This window comes from Microcystis sp. LE19-8.1F, from assembly GCF_027531715.1.
Taxonomy (GTDB): domain Bacteria; phylum Cyanobacteriota; class Cyanobacteriia; order Cyanobacteriales; family Microcystaceae; genus Microcystis; species Microcystis wesenbergii_A.
In genome coordinates this window covers 1-20945 of sequence record NZ_JAPZSO010000159.1, presented here as the reverse complement: position 1 = coordinate 20945, position 20945 = coordinate 1, and the positions used below count along the sequence as shown (strand labels likewise).

The window sequence follows — 20945 nt, the reverse complement described above, 5'->3', positions numbered from 1 at the left end:
AATAGCTTTGCTGTAGTCAGAGAGGGCTAATTCGTATTTCTGCAAGTCAGAGTAAAGAATCCCCCGATTGACGTAAGCATCAGCATCATTAGGATTAATGTCAATGGCTTTGCTGTAGTCAGAGAGGGCTAATTCGTATTTCTGCTGGTTATAGTAAAGAGTCCCCCGATTGTTGTAAGCCATAGCAAAATTAGGATTAATGTCAATGGCTTTGCTGTAGTCAGAGAGGGCTAATTCGTATTTCTGCTGGTTATGGTAAAGAACCCCCCGATTGTTGTAAGCACCAGCAAAATTAGGATTAATGTCAATAGCTTTGCTGTAGTCATCTAATGCTAATTTGTATTTTTGTTGGCGACGGTAAAGAATCCCTCGATTGTTGTAAGCACCAGCAAAATTACGATTAAGTTCAATAGCTTTGTTGTAGTCATCTAATGCTAATTCGTATTTTTGTAGGTCTTGGTAAAGATTCCCCCGATTGTTGTAAGCCATAGCAAAATTAGGATTAATGTCAATGGCTTTGTTGTAGTCAGAGAGGGCTAATTCGTATTTTTGTTGGTTATGGTAAACAAGCCCCCGATTGCCATACCAAGCAGCACGGGGAGCGAGATTAATTGCCTGATTAATTGCGGCTAATCCCTCATCATAGCGTTTTAATTCAATTAATACTCCCCCTTTCTCGTTATAGTAATTGGGGTTATTAGGAACCAGAGAAATCGCCTGATTAATCACCGTTAAGGCTTGCTCATAATTTTCTAAATAGCGATAAACAACACTTTGCTTTTGTAAAATACTACTGTGAAACTTCTTTAAATCTTCCCGTTTAGGTAAGGTATTAATCGCTTGTTGCAAAGCTTCTATGGCTGGTTGATCTTTATCTAATTCAAATAACGCTAATCCCTTCCCATACCAAGCTAAATAGACATTATCGGGGTCATTTTGCTTAATCGCCTCATCAAAGGCTTTAATTGCTTCCTCATACCTTTCTAACCGCCATAATTGTCCTCCCCTTTCTATCCAAATATCCGCCTTCGCATTGGTATTAGGAACAATAACACCAATAGTAATCGCTATAAAAATTTCTAGTTTTTGTTGCTGGCTAACTTGGGGTTGAGCAGTGGTTAATAATTGCGGTTTTACCTTGAATCTTTCTTGCAATCCGATAAAAGTGCTAATGGGAATCCCTAAACTCAACCCTAACTGAATTTTCCCTCCCTCTGCTCCTTCTGAACGTCCATGAATCCCTATTACTCTCCCCTGGGAGTCTAAGACTGCACCGCCACTCATGCCCCCAAATGTGATGCTGGTATAAACTAATTCATAGCCTCCGGTTAAAGAAGCAACACTTTGTAATGTTCCCCCTTGTTGAGTGCTTAAGTCACTTTGGCGGGTTGCTAGTAATCCCCCTTCTTTATCGTGAATTGTACCGCCACTAAACAACCATTTCGAGGGATTGTTGCCAATTTTCGGAAATCCTGCCGCAAAAACAAAATCACCGGTATTTGGGTTATAATTCGCTATTTCCGCAACGGGATAATTGTCCTGGCTTTCAAACTGAAAAACTGCTAAATCTACCCCTTCCTGACGGATGATGGTGCTTTTCTCGATGTTTCGAGTTTTGCCGTCCCTGGTGACGACGGTGTAGGTGAAATTGACACAGGTTTTCTCCTCGGCGATTTTTTCGCAGAGGACGTGAGCGGCGGTTAAAACTGTGTAAATATTCCCTTTTTTAGCGATAATTACGCCACTTCCATTGGCTTTACTGCTACTATCAATCCGCACGGTGAAACCCTTGGCTTTTGTTTCTAATTCGGCGATATAGTCAGTAGGGGCGGTGGTTTCTATATCGGGGTTCACCTGCGGTAGGGGTAGGTTATAGGCGCTGAGGATTTCGGGCCGGATGTAGGTTAATAGGGTATTGATGGGAATGCCCCAATTAACCGCTCTCATCTGTTGGATTTCTGCGTCTGTGGGTTTTGTACCGTCCTCGTAGATGTAGTTAGAGAGAATCGGATGGGCCGATCGCCCGTTAATACCGATTAACTCATCCTCGAAAAAGATACCACCGCCGCTCATTCCCTGCACGATCTCGCCACTATAACCGACGCTGTAGCCCTCCCGGAGGGGTCGATCGCTGACCTGTTCGAGGGTTCCCTTTGTCGTCCGATACTGTCCCGTTTCGGCAACATATCCCGCGGCCACCACTTCTAAACCGATCCTGTCTTGATTGGGGGTAAACTTCGCGATGGTGGCGATCGGATAGTCCCGGGTATCGCTAAACTCCAGCAGGGCGAGATCTTGATTCTCCGATAGGGAATTGGGGACAATGCGGGCCGCACGGCTGTGGCCGTCGTAAGTTTGTACCTGTAGGGTTTTCGCGCTGCGGGTAACGTGGGCGTTGGTTAGGATAAGGTAATTATCGCCTTTTTTAGCGATAATCGTCCCCGATCCCCGATTTGTCTCGCTAGTAATCTTAACGGTGACTCGTTGTAGGAATTGCTCCTCGGTAAGCTCCCGATCGCCCTGTGCCGTCAGAATGGGATGATTAGAAATATTTCCGGCAGCCGGGGTGATAAGGGTTAACCCGGGTTGAGGCAGTAGGGAGAAAAGAAGGATGAGGGCGATCGAAGGTTTGATCATGGCTTTTACCTAGAGTTTGCTGAATAAATGTGAAATGTAGGCAAGGTAAGAGTTTTGTCGTTTTTCTCGTGAAACAGGTGCAAGATTTTGAGAGAATCGTGCTTCAAAACCTTGCGTCTTCATCGGCCCGGGTCCTGTAGGGGCGAAGCATTCGGGCAATAACCTATCGGTGAAACCGGAGATTTTCTATCCGAATGCTTCGCCCGTACTTTTTCAGCAAGCCTTACCTAGCTATTTTAAGTAGTAAGAACGAAGAAAAAAGAAGATACCGGAGGTGGTGAGAAGTGCGATCGCTGGGGGAATAATCGGAACCCAGAGACCGAAATAACTAAAGAGAAGCCAACCGATACCAGTAAGGGAAATCACAGCGATCGCCACTGTCAAAAGTACCGTTTTTACCCGAAGAAAACGCCACGTTAATAATCCCCCCACCAGGGACCAACCCAACACCCAGAAAGCCTCCTGTAGGGGATTCCAAAAAGCGATCGAGGTACGTTTTCCTTCCATTGTATCGAGAATTTGACTGACTGCGTGCGCGTGCAAATAAACCCCCGGAATTGCTTCCGATGGGTTGCGACTAAAGGGGGTTAAAAAATCATCGATCCCGGGTTCTGTTACTCCAATCAGGACAATTTTTTCCCGGACTGATTCAGAATTAAAACCCGGATCTAAAACCTGTCGGAGAGATTTTTTCGGGGCAATTTTTATGATTGCATCGATGCCATTATCGGCGATTCGACGGTAAGCGAGCATAACTTGACGGCCAGATCGGGTATCGGATTGACTGGTTCTGTAGGGGCCGCGGTTGGATTGTAGCCAGTCACCGAGATGAGTATCCCCGATATTAATTTCTAGAATTCCCCGCTCCAGTTTATTGCAGTCAAAATCTTGATTCTGGGATTCTAGATATCGTTTGGCAATTAGGAGACTAAAACTAGGAGCATAATCTTTAAAATTACAGGACATTGAGTCAACTTTGGCCAAAGAATCCGGGGGAAGACAGGGAGAGGTGCGATCGAGTTTTGCCTGATATAAAAAACGACGAATTCGGGGAACTCCGGCAATGGTTTCGTCTGGGACTATGTTACTAAAACCACTCTGATTTTTTGGCAGTTCCGGGGGTGGGGGAAATCCGTCCGGTTGCGGGTAATTATTAAACTTACAAATCGAGATAAAATTAGGAGTATTTTGTAATTGTTTGGCTAGGGGTGGATAATCTTGACTGGCAGCGATGGGACGGAGGATATCTAAGGCGATAATTTGCGGTTCGTAGGGCAGTAATTTATTTAAAAGCTGCGATAATGCTTCTCCTGCGAGGGAACGTTTTCGATCGCTTCCGGGTATTGTTGGTCTTTTCATACCCATGCGATCTTGATATTCCCAATCTTGGCGATCAATGGTAATAATTAATAATCTTTCATCGGGTTTATCTTTGGGTTTTAGTTGCATCAGACGATCATAAATATTTAATTCTAAGGGTTCTAAAATTCCTGTTTCTCTTATTGCTAAGACTGTCATCGTTACGGCTAAACCTAAACCGAAAGTTAGAGCAAATCGTCGCCAATTTTGTTGTTTTTGAGGGGAGTTACTGAAACTATGCCAAGTGGGGGGTTCTTCGGTGGGATTGGGGCAAACTACGGGCAGCCAACTGGCACAGGGATAGTCTTTTTCCCAGTCATCGTGGAGATTTTTTTGGGCTTCATGTACGGCACTATAGAGAGATTTATTATTGGTAAAAGCGGTTAAAAAGTATTGCAGAAATTTGGGAGAAACAGGATCGGGTAATTTCTCGCGCATAAAGATTAGATGGGGTAATGCCATCCCTTTTTCCCGTGATAGTTGTTGTGCCAAACCGATACCATCACAGGAGTTAAATATCGCTAACTTTAACCCGTTTTTAGTGGCTTCTCCCAGAGAAAAGCTAAAATCAGCTATCTTTAATTTATGAGTTTCTGTTAGTTGAATTTCGCAATCTTGGCCATCTTCTGTACTGGCACTATGACCGCTAAAAAAGAGGATATTCCAAGTTTCTTGACGCAATAACTGATTTAATTTTTGCGGGTGGGGAGCTTTTTCCCAGATAATTTCGGCTCCTGCTTTTCCCGCAATATCGTCTAAAGTTTTGCGATCTTCTTCGAGAAATCTTAAGTCGGTGGCATAGCCTAAAATGGCTAAAATCCGAATTTTTTCATGATTTCTTAATTGTCTGGTTAAGGTATCGTATTCTGAGACAATAATGGCTATATCTGCGCCGGTATTTTGGAGAATTTCCCATTTTTCCCAGGGGAATCTTTGCAGCCAAATATTATCGGTTTGTAACCAGATACGAAAGTTATTGCCAGAGCGCAGAATTGCGGTTTTGATCGGTTCAAATTCTGGGCTATTATTCAACCATTTGTTTAAGTTATCCTCAAATACTTTGGCTTTTTCTTGGCAGTTTTTAAAGACTAAACTCTGCTGAGAACTATTGGTAATTTGTTGGGGATTGCTATCTTTTAAGACTTTAAAAAATCCCTCTAATTCACTATAGTGACGTTGCCATTGACGGTAAAGAGTTAATAACTCTAAATTAGCTGGTAGCCTTGCTTTGATCACAGTTTGGGGACGAGAATTAAGATCGGGACGAATTTCTAATTTTACTTTAAATCCCCGATCAAATGTGCCATCTAGTTCGAGAGTTAAGAGTTTAATCATTAAGTTTTTCCTCGCTTATACTTGTAAATATTCGGTTACTTTTGCCGATTCTAAAGCCACTTCAATAAAGAATTTATCCCCCAATTCAGCATCAAATCGATAACGAATAAATTCATCGTTATCTGTGGCAATTACTTCTCGAAAAACCTGACCAGTTTCGGTGAGAATAGTTAATTTTAAATGGGGGGGTAAAGTGCTTGTTTCTCCGGTGGGGTAAACAGTCGCTTGCAGGCTAAATATTTCTTCAATTTTAGCGATAGTAATCATCAAAGCGAGGGGATTTCCCAGTAATTCTACTCCTAAATCTTTGATGCGTTTAATTTCTGTATTTTTGAAAGCTGGAACCAGTGACAGTGAGCTAAAATCGAGGATACTTTGCCAATCAAGGGGGAAATTATCAGTAAACCAATTGGTTAACTTGACGGGGGATTTTTGCCGACGGGTAATTAAAATTTTTCTCCAGTTACTATTGACGATAACTGCTGCCCATTCCTGAAAAGCAACGGCTTTTCTGGGAAAGATTAACTGAGGATTAGCTAAGATGTCTAGTAAGGTTGTCAATCTATCTAAAGATAGTTTTTCCTCCATCTTTTCCCGTTCAATCTTAACTGCTTGTAATTGACACTCTCCCCATAAATCTAAAGAATCTGATCCTGATTGCAGTTGATTTCTCGGTAGAGAGTAGTTAAGATTACGCTTAATATATTGTCCTTTTTCCTTAATATCTTTATGGGTAGTACAACCCCAAATTCTCAGATGACTTTCGGCAGTGTTTACCTGTACAGCTAGATAATAATCACCAATTAATTGAGGAATATCTACCCATTCTTGAGGAATTTCGATCGCTTCTAGATCCAGAGTTTCGCTGGCAATAAATATTACTGACTTTTCGCCTAATTTAACGGTAAAACCATTAACTCCTAGTTGCCAGAAATCCTCTTGATTTTCTACTAAGCTAACCCCAGTCATCCCTGACTGTAGATAGTTAAAAATAACTTGTTGACAGAGATAATTAATATAAAATCTCTGACGAATACTGGCATCAGTAAAACTGGCACTTTTTGCCCAACTTATCTCTTGAATATCGGCGGGTATTTCTAGCCAAATGCTATCAGGAGTTAGTTCTAACCAATCATTAACCATAATTAATCCTCCTGAGTTGTTGCGCTGGTTTGATAGTAGTATGTTAGCCATGGTTCTATTGCCTTACTAATAACTTCTCTATCGTGGGACTGGGAAGGAATATGCAGGTTTTCGCTGGCCCAGGGTAAAAACTTTTTAGCGAGGTGACGATAAACTTTATCCAGTTCCCTAGAAACCTGATATTGTTTGATAACCACCGTGGTGATTTCTGTAATCTTAGCGGCAATTGCCACTTGTCCCAACCCTGAACCATAAGTCATCTCTAGAATTAACTGAATTTGCGGATGCAGTTTTGCCTGTTGCGGCTGCTGACAAATCTGTGAAATTTCTGCGCGTAACCAAGCTAGAATTTTTTGGTGATTTTGTTGCGACTCGCGAAAATTTTCCGCCGCTTCTAATTGCTGCCAAGGGGTATCATGGAGAGTATCTTCGATCATTTCCTCCCTCGTGCTACTTTCCCCATCCCCGAAAGGTTGCTGTAGAGAAATTGTTTTTCCTTGGGGAAATAAATAATCAAAAATAGCTTGTCCCGCATCCTTTAACCATCGGGCAATTGTCGAAGAATTGATTTTGATGGTAGAGTGGCTATCCGAGTTATAAGCAGCGGCGATTTTTTGCCAGATTTCTGGACTAGGTTCCTGAATTTTACCATCGGTTTTTATTTTTGCCTGGGCATAAATTTCTTTATAGTAATCCCAAGCTAAAAGGTAATTTTCGAGAGTTTCCCCCACTAATCCCCTCGCCAGGAGAGCTTGGCTGAGACGCGCTCCGGTAGAATTAAGTAGTAGGCTCCAAGTATTATGGCCGAATGCTTGACTAATCTGACGGATGCGATCGATTAAGCGATATTTAATCCTCTGAGTGGCAAAATTATCGAAGCGAGTGGAGAATAAAGGCTTAAAGTCAGCTAAGATAGCCTCAAAACCAAGAATTCCTTCGTTAAAGTAGTCTTCGATCTGATAATCTAGTTTAGCTTGATATTTTTGATAGATTTCGGCAGCAGCCCAGTAGCAAGGTTCCTGCAAATAAGCGTATAAATGCCCACGGAAAAGATGATTTTTGGAACCGGGATTCTGATACTGTTGCTGAAAGAATAGGGCCCAATACTCCTCTGAATCGACATTAGGATCGATTTGGCCATAGCTTTCCATGTTACGACGCAAACGCCGATCGCAATTCCATTCTGTCCTATTTTGCCGCAAAACTAAAAAGCAACAAAACTTCTCCAGCAAAGTCTCTCGTTTTTTCATCTAGCTAGTCCCCGTGGAGGTCAACTAAACTCTCTATCGTTCCACTTGCAGCTTTTATGCAGTATTTTGGCATTTGCTTACTAAGTGATCTTACTCGGTCTAGGAGAGTCACATTGACATACTCCCCCACCCCCAACAGCTAACCCCCAGGGAGGACCAGAACGGGCATATTAAAAAAAAACCTGTCCACTGTTCCTGAGAAACGTTAACATAAGTTAACAACCCCTTGACAACCGATAAGATCATCCTCAATTTATCAGGAGTTCGACAGCGTGAACAAAAACGGTAATAACAAAAAATGGCGCAATGCGGGACTATATGCCCTATTGTTAATCGTAGTCCTTGCCTTGGCCTCAGCTTTCTTCGATCGCCAGCCAGCAGTGCAACAAACTTGGAAGTATAGCGAATTTTTACAGGAAGTGCGGGAAGGTAAAGTAGAAACCGTGCGCTTAAGTGCTGACCGGCAACGAGCGATCGTACCCACTCAAGATGGAGCAAATGTATTAGTTAACCTGCCCAACGATCCGCAATTAATCAACATCTTGGCAGAAAATAACGTTGATATTTCCGTACTGCCCCAAAGAGAAGAAGGAGTATGGGTAAGAGCCTTCAGTAGCCTCTTTTTCCCGATTTTACTTCTTGTTGGTCTATTTTTCTTGCTCCGTCGCGCCCAAAGTGGTCCCGGTTCCCAAGCGATGAACTTCGGCAAATCGAAAGCAAGAGTACAGATGGAACCCCAAACCCAGGTTACTTTCGGTGATGTGGCCGGGATTGAAGGGGCAAAATTAGAATTAAACGAAGTGGTGGACTTCCTGAAAAATGCCGATCGCTTCACGGCAATTGGGGCAAAAATCCCCAAAGGAGTCCTTTTAGTCGGTCCTCCGGGGACAGGTAAAACCCTACTCGCTCGCGCAGTAGCTGGCGAAGCGGGAGTCCCGTTTTTTAGCATTTCCGGTTCGGAATTCGTGGAAATGTTCGTCGGGGTGGGTGCTTCTCGCGTCCGCGACCTATTTGAACAAGCGAAAGCGAATGCACCTTGTATAGTTTTTATCGATGAGATTGATGCTGTCGGTCGTCAACGGGGCGCCGGTTTAGGGGGGGGTAACGATGAACGGGAACAAACCCTCAACCAATTATTAACGGAAATGGACGGTTTTGAAGGTAATACAGGTATTATCATTATCGCCGCCACTAACCGCCCCGATGTGCTGGATGCCGCTTTATTACGTCCGGGTCGTTTCGATCGCCAAGTGGTGGTAGATCGTCCCGATTACGCTGGCCGTAAGGAAATCCTTAATGTCCACTCCAGAGGCAAAACCTTGGCCCAAGACGTGGATCTCGATAAAATTGCTCGTCGTACCCCCGGTTTTACCGGTGCGGATCTGGCTAATTTGCTCAACGAAGCCGCAATTTTAGCGGCACGTCGCAATTTAACCGAGATTTCTATGGATGAGATCAACGACGCGATCGATCGTGTCCTAGCAGGTCCTGAGAAGAAAAATCGCGTCATGAGTGAAAAACGCAAAACTTTAGTTGCTTACCATGAAGCTGGTCACGCTTTGGTGGGTGCTTTAATGCCGGATTATGATCCCGTCCAGAAAATTAGTATTATTCCTCGCGGTCGCGCCGGGGGTTTAACTTGGTTCACTCCCAGCGAGGATCGCATGGAATCCGGGTTATATTCTCGCGCTTATCTGCAAAATCAGATGGCTGTAGCTTTGGGGGGTCGTTTAGCTGAAGAAATTATCTTCGGTGAGGAAGAAGTGACTACGGGTGCTTCTAATGACCTGCAACAGGTGGCACGAGTAGCGCGGCAAATGGTCACTCGTTTCGGCATGAGCGATCGCCTAGGACCGGTGGCCTTAGGTCGTCAAAATGGTAATGTTTTCCTAGGTCGTGATATCGCTTCCGATCGAGATTTCTCCGATGAAACTGCGGCAGCTATTGACGAGGAAGTGCGTAACTTAGTGGAACAGGCCTATCGTCGCGCTAAAGAGGTTTTAGTCAATAACCGCACCATCTTGGACCAGTTAGCGCAAATGTTAGTGGAAAAAGAAACCGTGGACGCGGAGGAGTTACAAAATATCCTCGCTAATAACGATGTGAAAATGGCGGCTTTAGCTTAAGTTTTGTAACATTTTCTTGACAAACAGCATCCTGATGGGTGCTGTTTTTTTTGTTCAACGAAAATTAATGACAAACTTAATTTCTTGCTGATAAGCTGTTAATCAGCTTAACAATACCCTGTTTAAGTGCGTCTTAAGTAAGTGGTTATAATTAAATTGAAGATATATCCCCCCTTAATCCCCCCTTGATAAGTAGGGTTGATTCATGAATCAACCCTACCTTGATGAGGGGATGTCTGATAATTTTTAACGCCTACCTACTTAGCTTAACATTCCTGTCTTTTCACTGATTACTGTTCACTGTCATGTAGCATTGATGACTACTTCCTCTTTACCTATTTTGATTGTTATTTGTGGGGCAACTGCCACAGGAAAATCCAGTTTGGCACTACAATTGGCCGAAAAGTTTAATTCAGTAATTCTCAGTGCCGATTCCCGACAAATCTATCGAGAATTTAATATTGGTACTGCTAAACCTAGCTTAGAAGAATGTCAGCGGATTCCCCATTATCTAATTGATATTTGTGATCCTCAAGATAATTTTACCCTAGCACAGTACCAAGAACAAGCTGAGGATTTAATCACCACTCTCCACTATTCTCCTCTGTTTTTGGTCGGTGGTACGGGACTTTATATCAAGTCCATTGTCAAAGGTTTAAAAATACCGAGGGTTTCTCCTCAAGCGGATTTAAGACGGCAATTACAAGCTTTAGGACAATCCTATCTTTATCAAATTCTGACCCAGGTAGATGAAGATGCCGCTAAAAAAATTCATCCCCATGATCAGGTCAGGACTTTACGCGCTTTAGAGGTTTTTTATCTGACAGGAAAACCTATCTCTAGTCAGCAGGGAGAAAATCCCCCCACTTATCCAATTTTACAAATTGGTTTAGATTGTTCCCCAGAAAGTTTAGACAAGCGGATCACTGTTCGCACTGATCAAATGATTGCAAAAGGATTAGTAGCAGAGGTGCAGCATTTGGGGGATAAATACGGTTGGGATTTGCCACTTTTGCAGACTTTGGGTTATGCAGAAATTAAGCAATATCTCCTCGGAGAAATTTCTTTAGAACAGGCGATCGATTTAATTATCCTCCACACCCGTCAATTTGCCAAACGTCAGCGCACTTGGTTTCGTGCCGATGCTGATATTGTTTGGTTTCCCATCGATAAAGAAAATTTATTGGAATCGGTGGAACGACAAATTATTTTGTTCCTTGAGGGGTTGTCAAGGCCCGATATAAAAACACATGATCCTGATTAACGATTAACTGAAAGTTCTCATTTTGATTCAGTTTATTTAAGTGATCATCAATTAGTTCTGGTGAACTAGACCAACCGGGATGACGGCGATCGAGTAGGATATAATTAAATTGATTTAAATCGAGGGATTGGGAACCTTCGATCGCTAATTTGATCATTTCTCGATGGGTAAGATGGGGGGCAATTCTAGAAGTAGTCAAGACACTCTCACTGGTGGTAATTTGGGTTAGAGCTTTTTGGGTGGCGGACCAAGTATCGAGGGAATTTAAATATAGTGACCAAAAATAGCCGTATTTAGCTAAGGCAAGAAAGGCAATAGTTGCCCAAGTAATTATCCATTTAGGTTTTTTTAACCAGTTACTATTATGGGCTAAAGTGGCGATAACCGCTAGAAATAAAAAGGGCAAAATTGGCAGGGAATATTGAGTGGTTAAGTTTTTTTGTGGGGCATGATCTGCCAATAAATTTAAAGCGAGTGCGGGAATAGCGGCAATTATTGGGGCAGAATAACGCCAGGATAAACCCCAAACTAAGGGAATAATTAATAGGATTAAGTATTCTAGATTATTGCCAGTAAAGATTTTTCCCAAGACAAGATCGGGTTTGAGGAAAAGATTAAAGATAATTGCCGGTAAACTATCTCCTAGATAACTATATCGAGAATCAGCCATTTCAATAACTGCTGATTTTCCTGTCAGGAGAGGGATTAATAATTTCGTGGCGATAATAAACCAAAGAATGCCAGTGATAATAGCAATTATTCCTGGGATTTTTTTCTTTTCCCAGAGAAGTAACCAGATACCCATTCCCAACAATGTTAAAGAGAGAATTGCTTTACAACCGAGAATAACAATGATTCCTAGACAAAATCCCCAGAGATTATTTAATCTTGCCGCTAAAATTGTCCAAAAAATCGCTGGCACTGCGATCACTTCAGGATGAAAATCAAAGAGATTAACATTAAAAATTAGGGGATAGAGCAGATAAACTAAGGCTAATGTATAAGCTTGTTTTTCTTTTAATCCCGCTTCTATTGCCAATTGCCAGAGGGGAAAAGCGGCAATAGAAAGGGAAAAAGCTTGTAAGAAAAGCAACCAATAAACGCTAGGATAAATTTTATAAAGTAAGGCTATAGGATAGAGAATAAAAGCGATATGGTCGCCTAAAATATGGTAGTCAACAAAAGATATAATCGGTGGTTTACCTTGAGAAATTAGGTAAACTCCCTGATCGAACCAACCAAGATCGAGAGCGTTAGATTGAAATAAAATATGTCTGATGCTGCTGCAAATAAACAGGATTATTGTGCCGCAAATAACTAACCAAAATAAATAATTTTTTTTGTGCATAATTATCAAGTTTTACCTGGATTCTTCGGGATTATTACGACAATACTGCCAGGTATGTATAAAATAGGAAGCAACTTCAGTAAACCATGTTTTAAAAATATTTCTGTTCTCACTGGTGACGATAACCCCATTAATAAACTCTTGCCATTGGGAATCATTAGCGGGAAGAATAAAACCATAATAATCACAATTTAAAGGATTGCGGGGGATAAGTTGATAATCTTTTCCTAGGGATAAACCGAGAATGACAGCTTCTCCAATTAGCAGAATACCATCACTAGCAAAAGCATCTATTCTATTCCTTCTTAAACTTTGGATACCTCGCAGTCTTCCCGTCACTCCTTGAAATTCCTGATAGGTAGCAAGAGGATATTTTTGTCTTAATAATTCTTGAGTGCTGGTATCTCGCAAAACTCCAATACTTATACCTTCTAAGGACGAGGAAAAGTTAAAATTCTTCTGACTATCACTCCGAACTAAAAACTGAGTTCCCGTCACAAAAAAAGGACGGGAAAAACTGACAACATTGGGTATATTTTTTCTGATACTATTAGGACCACACTCGAAATCAACGGTTTTATTTTCCAATAACTGGAAGCGATTAAATAAAGTTGATTTATAAATTTTGACACTGATGATTCGGAGGTTTAATTTATGCTTGAGTTCCTCCCTGAGCAATTGGATAAAATCTAAGCATAATCCCTGCAAATTATTATTACTATCTCGATAGCCAAAAGGAATCGCATCTTCTCTCATCGCTACTTCTAATAATCCCGTGCGTTTAATTTTTTCTAGCACTGTTTCAGACTTAGCTGGGAGAGCAGCAAAAACATTAGATAAAATAACGAGAGTAAGAATGATTAATTTCATGGTTTTTGCCGAGATTATTTAAGATTTGTTATGACCGTGATCCCATTGATCTAAAATGTCTTTGAATAATAATTCATCTAACCATGTTTTTACTACCACTGTCAAAGGTAAAGCCAATAATAAACCTAAGATGCCAAACATTTGAGCAAAGAAAATTTGAGCGATTAGGGTAATTGCCGGTAGTAAAGATACCTGTTTAGCCATGACAGTGGGTGTCAGCCAATAACTTTCGACATTTTGGATAATAAAATAGAGAATCAGAATAGCGACAATTTTCCAAGGTGCATCGATAACAGCAATGAGGATCGGAAAAATCACACTAGCAGTCGGTCCGATATTAGGGATAAAATTGAGCAATCCTGCTAGGATAGCATGAACGAGAACTAGATTAATTTGTAGAACCAAAAGACCGAAACCACTGAATAATCCTACCATAGTTGAACTAATGGCAATTCCCAACAACCAATTACCTAAACCGGCTTCCGATAGGGTAAGAATTTCCTCAGCACGACGACGATAGAAGTTAGGAAATAATTTTAAGAAAGCTTGTCGATAGGGTTGGGGGTTGGCTAACATCATAATTGCTAACACCAGCACGAATAATAATTGCAAAATTGCCGCAACTGAGTTAGAAAAGAAGGTAAAAAAGTTACTAAAAACGAAGGTTCCTAAGGGTTGTAACTGCTGGACTAAATCACTTAAATTAGGCAGCGATGGCAACCAATCAAATTGAAATTGTTGTCGCCATCGAATCGAGTTATTGCGGACTAAATCCCAAGCTTGCGGTAAAAGTTCAATTAATTTTTGAAACTGTTCGATAAAGGGAGGAACAATAATTATAAAAAATAAAATCACAATTCCTAGACTCGTCAGCAGGGTGATTAAAATAGCCAAACCCCTTTTAATCCCTAATCTCTGCAATCCTTTCACACATCTATTTAAGGCTACGGTAAACACGATCGCCATAAAAATCAATAATAACAGCTGTCGAATCTGCCACAATACATAGAGAGCCATTATTAAACAGATAAACCCCAACCACTGACCAAATTTCACGACCTTTATTTATCCTATCGGGACAAGTTTTATCATACAGCAGTCGGTCCTCAGCTTTTTCAGTTATCAGTGATCAGTTACCAGTTATCAGTGGGACTCTGGTTCTTCGTTACTCGGGATGGTTCCATCGGGTGGCATAAATCGACTAAATCCTTATCTGGCAAGAGACTTAATTGATTAGTTCGTTCTAGAGCAAAAACAACTGACAAAAATCGCTAAATGTTTTTCTCCATAAGGGTTTCATCTCTTATAATCCCGTCCATTGCATAACACAAACCGAAGAACCTAGAGTGTTAAGTGAGCAGTATATGGATGACAACAACAGTGCTGTCTTTTCACTGATTACTGTTTACTGTTCACTGATAACTGACCAAATCTCCCCACTTCCTCACTTCCCCAACAGCATAAATCAAGTTTTGTATCAAAAATTTGCTAATTTTGCTGTTATGTGCTATACAATTACGCCACAAAACAGGATAGAAAAACGAGATTTTTTTAATTACCAGACATTTTCTCAAATTTTATGGCAACTCTCCCAGAGTCAAATTATCCTAAAAGAAATCCTCTCCTAGAAAATCCGACAAGACTCAGAGAAATTGTGGCCGTTAATGCTTTTATCCTTGTACTAGGACTTCGATGATGAAAGAATTGGAGCGATACTATAAAGTTTTAGGGTTAGATCATGGGGCATCTCTCGACGAGATCAATCAAGCCTACAAAGACTTGGTGTTTATTTGGCATCCCGATCGCATTCCCAAAGATAATCAGCGTCTTTTGGAAAAAGCCACCGCTAAACTGCAAGAAATTAACCAAGCTAGGGAACAATTGCGGCAAATTCATCAAAATTCTCCTAAACGCTCCAATTCCGCCCCTAAAACTGAAAAACAGCCCGCCCACGCCTATAAAACTGCTTCCCCCTATCAGCCTCACCCTAGCCAACCCGGCCAAAATTCCCAAACCCACAGTCATAAAACCCATAGTCAACAAACCCATAGTCAACACAGCCACTCCCAGAATAACCATCAGGTCCACAATCATGCCGCCTGGCGCCCTCACTATCGGGATTTAAACGGAGCCGATTTACAGGGAGCCAACCTGAAAGAAAAAGATCTCTCTAGTCGCAGTCTCATCGGCGCAGATTTAAGCCATGCCGACTTAAGCGATAGCTTCCTGCACAAAATTAACCTAGAAAAAGCTAATCTGTATAAAGCTAATCTTTTTCGCGCCAATCTCCTCGAAGCTAACCTTAAAGGCGCAAATTTACAGGAAGCCAATCTCATCGGGGCGGATTTAAGCGGGGCGGATTTAAGTGGGGCAGATTTACGCGGGGCAAAAATTGGCTTTGGTAAGCGTATTATGGTGAAATTAACCCGGGCAATTTTAACAGGAACAATTCTCCCCGATGGTTCGATTCATCAATGAATAACCTCCTGCTAAGTACCTAAGCAAAATTAATTACACATATCTAACCCCCTCTTGCCTTTTGCCTCTTGCCTTTTGCCTATCTTTACTAGGAAATTAATTTTGCACGACTACTTAATTTTGATGTTTCTTTAATATGAACTATCACCTGATGGGCATTTATTACACAATCGCTGCTGTTTTTCTAGGAATGCAATTAGCCACAGGAGAAAATTTAGCGGCGGCAGATACCGATTTTATCCAGCTGCAAAAAGCTTTAGAAAAACACAATTTTATCGTCAAAATTTCCCCGCCACCAGTGCGAGGAGCTTATGGTTTATTTGATAGTAAAACTAGAATTATTTGGATTCATCCCCTAGTTTTTGACTTAGGTATTGCCCGACCGACATTAATTCATGAAGCTGTCCATGCCGCTCAACTTTGTCATGGAGGCAAAACAGTTAAAGCACTCAATTTAGGCATAGAACCACCGGCAATGACTAGAAGATTTTTTATGAATTATGAGGGTTTTAGCAGACAAATTGAAGCGGAAGCCTATACTGTTCAAGTTCAGCCCGATGGTCTAAATTTAGTGATTTCTTTACTGCAAAAATATTGTCCTTAGAAAACCTGTCCTTAAATCTACCAATCCCGTTCTAATTCTTCGGCTACACGACGATAATCGGCGCTGGCTTCTTGGGCGTTTTTACCGCGCCAATTGGTAATAGCTACCCCGTCTAAAACGGCTTTTTCGTGGGCCTTATAATTTCTGACAAAAGCATGACAGGCGGGAATACCTAATTCTAATAAAGTATTTTGTGCTTCCAAAGTTTCCTTAAGACTACGAGAATCCACTTTTGTTAATAAAACCCGATAGGCAATTCCTAGGGGTTTAACTGCCGTGCGTACCGTGTCAATTAAAGCCATTAAATCCATCGGTGCGGGAGGAGTCGGTAAAATTAAATAATCTGATTCTGCTATTACTGCCGTAAGTAATTCGGAACGCAAAGCTGGTGGTGTGTCAATCACGATCAGATCGTACTCGATAATTTGACGCAATTCTCCTAATTTCTCTGTATTAATTTGCTTGGCTAAATCAAATACCATACCCGCTTGATTTCTTTCCACCCACCAAGTGGAGGAACCCTGCGGATCCGCATCCACCAGCAAAACACGCTGATTCTGCCCCCAAATTGCCGCTAAATTGACCGCAGTGGTGGTTTTACCCACACCACCTTTACCGTTGACAACAGCGAGAATTTTTGGGCTATTAGGCTTTAATTGCGAGGTGGTTGGGGAATTTGGCATTTTCAGTTATCGGTTATCAGTTATCAGTTATCAGTTATCAGTTATCAGTTATCAGTTATCAGTTATCAGTTATCAGTTATCAGTTATCAGTTACCAGTTACCAGTTATCAGATTTGAGTTTTAAGTTCACTGATTACTGTTTACTGTTTACTGGACGGCTACGCCGTGCCTTTGGCAACATTGAAAAAAAGCTCCCCACTGATTACTGATTACTGTTTACTGATCACTGAATATAACTAACCAGAAAGTTTTTGATCTAAGATTTGGCTAGTTAATTTAGGATCGGCTTTACCGCCGCTTTTTTTCATGACTTGACCGACAAAAAATCCCTTAAGATTGGTTTTACCCGCCCGGAATTTTTCTAACTCGCTTGGATGGGCGGCGATAATTTCCTCGATCAGTTTTTTGATCGCAGAAGTGTCAGAAATTTGTATTAATCCTTTCTTTTCCACCAGCGCTTTTGGTGAACCGCCTTGGCTGAGAAGTTCGGGTAAAATTTCCTTAGCAATTTTGCCACTAATTGTTCCCGTTTCAATCAGTTTAACTAATTCGGCTAAGTCTGATGCTTGCAGGGCAATTTCCGTGATTGTCAGCTTATTATTATTCAAATAAGCGGCGATATCTTGACTGATCCAGTTAGCGACTAATTTCGCATTTGCCCCCGCAATTACGGCAGTTTCAAAATATTCGGCCACGGTGCGATCATCGGTTAAAACCCTGGCATCGTAGGCGGAAAGACCAAATTCTTCTTCATAACGACGACGTTTATGAGCGGGTAATTCCGGTAATTCTTCCGCCCAAGCTTTTAACTGTTCGGGGGAGACTTCTAGGGGGGGTAAATCCGGTTCGGGAAAATAGCGATAATCGCTAGAACCTTCTTTTTTCCGCATACTAATCGTCCGTTGACTAGCTTCTTCCCAAAGACGGGTTTCCTGTACGATCAGTTCGCCATTTTCGATCGCTTCAATTTGTCGATCGATCTCGTATTCTATGGCTTTTTGGATAGCACTAAAGGAGTTCATATTTTTAATTTCTACCTTAGTCCCGAACTTTTTAGTGCCTTTTTTGCGCACAGAAATATTGACATCGCAGCGCAGGGAACCTTCCTGCATATTACCGTCACTGATGCCGAGATAACGCACTAAACGCCGTAATTCTTGGGCATATTCCGCCGCTTCGGCCCCGGTGCGTAAATCCGGTTCCGAGACAATTTCTAATAATGGTACACCTGTACGATTAAAATCCACGAGGGAATGGGTGGAACCGGAGAGACGTTCGCTGCCGGCATGAACCAGTTTTCCCGCGTCTTCTTCCATGTGCAGACGGGTAATGCCGATAATTTTGCGGCTAACTTCCTTAGTTTTTTTATCGACGATCTCGATTTCTAGTTGACCCTGTTCGACAATAGGGAGATCATACTGGGAAATTTGATAATTTTTCGGCAGGTCGGGATAAAAATACTGTTTGCGATCGAATTTGCTATGAGGTGTGATTTTACCATCGATAGCTAATCCCAGTTTAACGGCACTGGCCAGGACTTCTTGGTTAAGGACGGGTAATACCCCCGGATAACCCAAACAGACGGGACAGACGTTAGTATTGGGGGGACTATCGAAGTTGGTGGGACAGGAACAAAATATCTTGCTTTTGGTGTTGAGTTGACAGTGGGTTTCTAAACCGATAATTGCTTCGTATTCAGTGGCAGACATATTTTCTCGCTCTCGCCGACACAGGAATGATCTGTTTACTCATTATAGTCGCGATTCTGGAGCATTCCCTCCCTTCAAAAAACTTAATACTGTAGTTAATAATAACTCTAGGCAGCCTGAATATAACTGAAAAAAGATAATTTATCCAACCAATGTACGCCATTATTTTTGATTTTATCAAAGGCATAAGATACATAGGTCGAGTTCGTAAATATTCTGATTGACTGGTAGCATTTGAAATGCCTACACAGCAAGCAGCCGACAAAATTAGCCAATTGTCAATAGCCTTTGAGATGCCTTTACCCTGACCCCGGAGGAGTCGGTAAGTACCTAAGCAAAATTAATTACACATATCTACCCCCCCTTGCCTCTTGCCTCCTGCCTTTTGCCTTTCTTCACTAGGAAATTTATTTTGCACGACTACTTAGCTCTTCAAATCGACTCCAGTTTGTCCCCCTGGGATAATTTTAATCATGACTGTCCGCTAACAACCAGAATTATCGGTTAGAAAGAGCGCAGTTTCCCCGCGACCAACCCCATTCTTCCACTCCCACGGAAATTTGCGAACCGGGACGGACATCTCCTTTCGATAAGTCTATCAGAGTCACACTGACTGCGGCGAATAAACTGCCACGATAAATCGGTTGTCCTTTGTTGTTAGTATTTTTAAAACTAAGGCTAGAAACTTGGGGAGGTTGACCAGAACGCGTCCAGCGAATGCGTTCAAAACGTCCATTGAGAAATTCTGCCGAATAGGACCAACCGTTATTCATGCGACCTCGACAAAAAAGCTGTTGTGTGGCCACGGTAGCAGGAATATTGACAGATAAACTCAGAAGGCTGAATGCAGCGAGAGTGATCGGCAAAAATTTCATAAAAGTTGGCACCATAGGGTCAAATAATCCCATTATAAGTTCTTAGCTCGCAAATTTAACTATCGCGGCTGCGGTAAGTTCCGGTTTTTCGAGGTGGGGAACATGACCACAGCGAGGAATCCAGACCAGTTGATTATTGGGTAAGGCCTGCTGAAATATCTTCGCGTCTTTTGTGCCTAAGATTTGATCGTTTTCTCCCCAAATAATCAGCGTTTCTCGGTTTATTTGGCTTAATTTCGGCAAAAATGCCCCATAACCGCCACTTTTGGTAAAGGAGATTAAAGCCTCACTCCAGTGGGGACAATTCAGGTGCAGACTAGCACAGGTGTAAGCATCAACAGTAGCCAAAGTTGCATCAAAATAGGCAGTACGACTGATATTTTGACGCACGCGGGGATTGGCTAAAAAATTAGTTGCCCACTTATCGAGGGGAGAAAACATCAATTTACCCAAAACTGGGGGGTTAGCTAGTCCTGCGCTGTCAATGAGGACTAATTTTGCCACTATTTCTGGGTAGGAGAGGGCAAAATCTAGGGCCACTGCACCCCCCATGGAAGCACCGACTAAAATTATCGGTTTGGCGATCGCAGTTCTCCAGAAATGGTAAAGATGGCTTTTAATAGTTTCGGGAGATACTTCTAAATCTGGGTATCGCTCAGTAAAACCGAAGCCGAGTAGATCTATCGCCCAAGTTTCCCTATTTTGGGCGAGGAAAGGTAGTAAACGCCGAAATTCCAGCAGGGAACTATCAAAACCGTGCAGGAGGACAAAAGGCGGTTGACCTTGCCCTTGTTGACTATAGGTAGTTAGAATCGATCGGGGATAGATAGGGCTATCGATGGCAATTTGCTGGATATTTTCGAGGAGAGCAAGGGAGGTATCTTCACTCAATCCCTCCCTAACAGTGGGTAAAAAGTTAGGATAATTCACGGATGAGGGGGACAGTTTTTTCTAGAGTTTCCGAGCATCGGCGTTGATTTTATCAGCCTGTATCCAAGATTTCCGGTCAAAAAAACCCAGGCTGATAACTGATAGCTGAAAGTTATCTTAATAGCTAATTTCGAGGGTGACAGCAGCGCGCAGGGTTTGTTCCCCTCCGATAACCGGGCTACTGGCAGCATCGGCACTCCGAAAAACCGCTTCTGAGCGAGCTATTGGCACGGGATTACCTGTATTACCCACTTGGATAGAAACCGTTTCTTTCGCCACTAAACCGAGGGCTTGTAACACGATTGTCGCCTGTTCTCTAGCTTGTTCCGTGGCT

16 protein-coding genes are annotated in these 20945 nt (G+C 42.1%); 4 read left to right on the top strand and 12 right to left on the bottom strand.

Translation table 11 applies throughout. The annotated features are described in order from the left end of the window. The 4 genes from O9334_RS15465 to O9334_RS15450 all read right to left on the bottom strand — a co-directional run. Positions 1-2637, bottom strand: a 2637-nt coding sequence (locus tag O9334_RS15465; RefSeq protein WP_288000979.1) for a tetratricopeptide repeat-containing S1 family peptidase, incomplete at its 3' end; no start/stop codon positions are given. A 231-nt stretch (positions 2638-2868) separates the two neighbouring features. Beyond that, a complete protein-coding gene (locus O9334_RS15460; protein WP_288000976.1) occupies positions 2869-5331 on the bottom strand; it encodes a CHASE2 domain-containing protein in 2463 nt (820 codons plus the stop codon). A gap of 15 nt (positions 5332-5346) precedes the next feature. Continuing rightward, positions 5347-6474, bottom strand: a complete 1128-nt coding sequence (locus O9334_RS15455) for a DUF1822 family protein (RefSeq protein WP_288000974.1) — start codon at positions 6472-6474, stop codon at positions 5347-5349. 2 nt (positions 6475-6476) lie between these two features. Further along, entirely contained in the window at positions 6477-7724 is a 1248-nt protein-coding gene (locus tag O9334_RS15450) for a sigma-70 family RNA polymerase sigma factor (RefSeq protein ID WP_288000971.1), read from the bottom strand. 272 nt (positions 7725-7996) lie between these two features. On the opposite strand from O9334_RS15450, the gene ftsH3 reads away from it, so the two are divergent. Both ftsH3 and miaA read left to right on the top strand, forming a co-directional pair. After that, positions 7997-9850 carry an ATP-dependent zinc metalloprotease FtsH3 gene (gene ftsH3, locus O9334_RS15445; protein WP_288000968.1) on the top strand — a complete coding sequence of 618 codons (1854 nt, stop codon included), beginning with the start codon at positions 7997-7999 and terminating at the stop codon, positions 9848-9850. Between the two features lie 316 nt (positions 9851-10166). Then, the gene (gene miaA / locus O9334_RS15440; protein WP_045356342.1) at positions 10167-11114 is read left to right on the top strand and encodes a tRNA (adenosine(37)-N6)-dimethylallyltransferase MiaA; all 948 of its coding nucleotides are present in this window, start codon (positions 10167-10169) and stop codon (positions 11112-11114) included. Here the strand turns inward: miaA and O9334_RS15435 are convergent. Genes O9334_RS15435 through O9334_RS15425 form a run of 3 tightly spaced genes read right to left on the bottom strand, consistent with a single transcriptional unit; the run spans position 11056 to position 14388 of the window. Next, positions 11056-12462, bottom strand: coding sequence for a DUF2079 domain-containing protein (locus O9334_RS15435; protein WP_045356340.1), 1407 nt, complete (start codon positions 12460-12462; stop codon positions 11056-11058). The genes miaA and O9334_RS15435 overlap by 59 nt on opposite strands. A gap of 12 nt (positions 12463-12474) precedes the next feature. Beyond that, a complete protein-coding gene (locus O9334_RS15430; RefSeq protein WP_288000965.1) occupies positions 12475-13332 on the bottom strand; it encodes an amino acid ABC transporter substrate-binding protein in 858 nt (285 codons plus the stop codon). An 18-nt stretch (positions 13333-13350) separates the two neighbouring features. Continuing rightward, the gene (locus tag O9334_RS15425; RefSeq protein WP_288000963.1) at positions 13351-14388 is read right to left on the bottom strand and encodes an AI-2E family transporter; all 1038 of its coding nucleotides are present in this window, start codon (positions 14386-14388) and stop codon (positions 13351-13353) included. A 639-nt stretch (positions 14389-15027) separates the two neighbouring features. Here O9334_RS15425 and O9334_RS15415 point away from each other — a divergent pair. Together O9334_RS15415 and O9334_RS15410 are read left to right on the top strand one after the other, a co-directional pair. Then, positions 15028-15810, top strand: coding sequence for a pentapeptide repeat-containing protein (locus tag O9334_RS15415; RefSeq protein WP_045356334.1), 783 nt, complete (start codon positions 15028-15030; stop codon positions 15808-15810). Positions 15811-15961: 151 nt separating this feature from the next. Further along, positions 15962-16414: a DUF8637 domain-containing protein gene (locus O9334_RS15410; protein WP_190380939.1), complete on the top strand. Its 453-nt coding sequence runs from the start codon at positions 15962-15964 to the stop codon at positions 16412-16414. 17 nt (positions 16415-16431) lie between these two features. Here the strand turns inward: O9334_RS15410 and O9334_RS15405 are convergent, their stop codons facing one another. The 5 genes from O9334_RS15405 to O9334_RS15385 all read right to left on the bottom strand — a co-directional run. Beyond that, on the bottom strand, positions 16432-17097 hold the full coding sequence (locus tag O9334_RS15405; RefSeq protein ID WP_002739071.1) for a ParA family protein: 666 nt from the start codon (positions 17095-17097) through the stop codon (positions 16432-16434). Between the two features lie 236 nt (positions 17098-17333). Continuing rightward, positions 17334-18806, bottom strand: a complete 1473-nt coding sequence (gatB, locus tag O9334_RS15400; protein WP_288000962.1) for an Asp-tRNA(Asn)/Glu-tRNA(Gln) amidotransferase subunit GatB — start codon at positions 18804-18806, stop codon at positions 17334-17336. Positions 18807-19303: 497 nt separating this feature from the next. Further along, positions 19304-19681: a hypothetical protein gene (locus O9334_RS15395; protein WP_045356419.1), complete on the bottom strand. Its 378-nt coding sequence runs from the start codon at positions 19679-19681 to the stop codon at positions 19304-19306. Positions 19682-19723: 42 nt separating this feature from the next. Beyond that, positions 19724-20611, bottom strand: a complete 888-nt coding sequence (locus O9334_RS15390; protein ID WP_288000960.1) for an alpha/beta fold hydrolase — start codon at positions 20609-20611, stop codon at positions 19724-19726. A gap of 117 nt (positions 20612-20728) precedes the next feature. Beyond that, positions 20729-20945: SIMPL domain-containing protein (locus tag O9334_RS15385; protein ID WP_288000957.1), on the bottom strand; the 217-nt coding region annotated here is incomplete at its 5' end.

Coding starts and splice junctions, on each gene's coding strand:
- O9334_RS15460 (WP_288000976.1), bottom strand. CDS start 5,331: ATGATTAAACTCTTAACTCTCGAACTAGATGGCACATTTGATCGGGGA.
- O9334_RS15455 (WP_288000974.1), bottom strand. CDS start 6,474: ATGGTTAATGATTGGTTAGAACTAACTCCTGATAGCATTTGGCTAGAA.
- O9334_RS15450 (WP_288000971.1), bottom strand. CDS start 7,724: ATGAAAAAACGAGAGACTTTGCTGGAGAAGTTTTGTTGCTTTTTAGTT.
- miaA (WP_045356342.1), top strand. CDS start 10,167: ATGACTACTTCCTCTTTACCTATTTTGATTGTTATTTGTGGGGCAACT.
- O9334_RS15435 (WP_045356340.1), bottom strand. CDS start 12,462: ATGCACAAAAAAAATTATTTATTTTGGTTAGTTATTTGCGGCACAATA.
- O9334_RS15430 (WP_288000965.1), bottom strand. CDS start 13,332: ATGAAATTAATCATTCTTACTCTCGTTATTTTATCTAATGTTTTTGCT.
- O9334_RS15415 (WP_045356334.1), top strand. CDS start 15,028: ATGAAAGAATTGGAGCGATACTATAAAGTTTTAGGGTTAGATCATGGG.
- O9334_RS15410 (WP_190380939.1), top strand. CDS start 15,962: ATGGGCATTTATTACACAATCGCTGCTGTTTTTCTAGGAATGCAATTA.
- O9334_RS15405 (WP_002739071.1), bottom strand. CDS start 17,097: ATGCCAAATTCCCCAACCACCTCGCAATTAAAGCCTAATAGCCCAAAA.
- gatB (WP_288000962.1), bottom strand. CDS start 18,806: ATGTCTGCCACTGAATACGAAGCAATTATCGGTTTAGAAACCCACTGT.
- O9334_RS15395 (WP_045356419.1), bottom strand. CDS start 19,681: ATGAAATTTTTGCCGATCACTCTCGCTGCATTCAGCCTTCTGAGTTTA.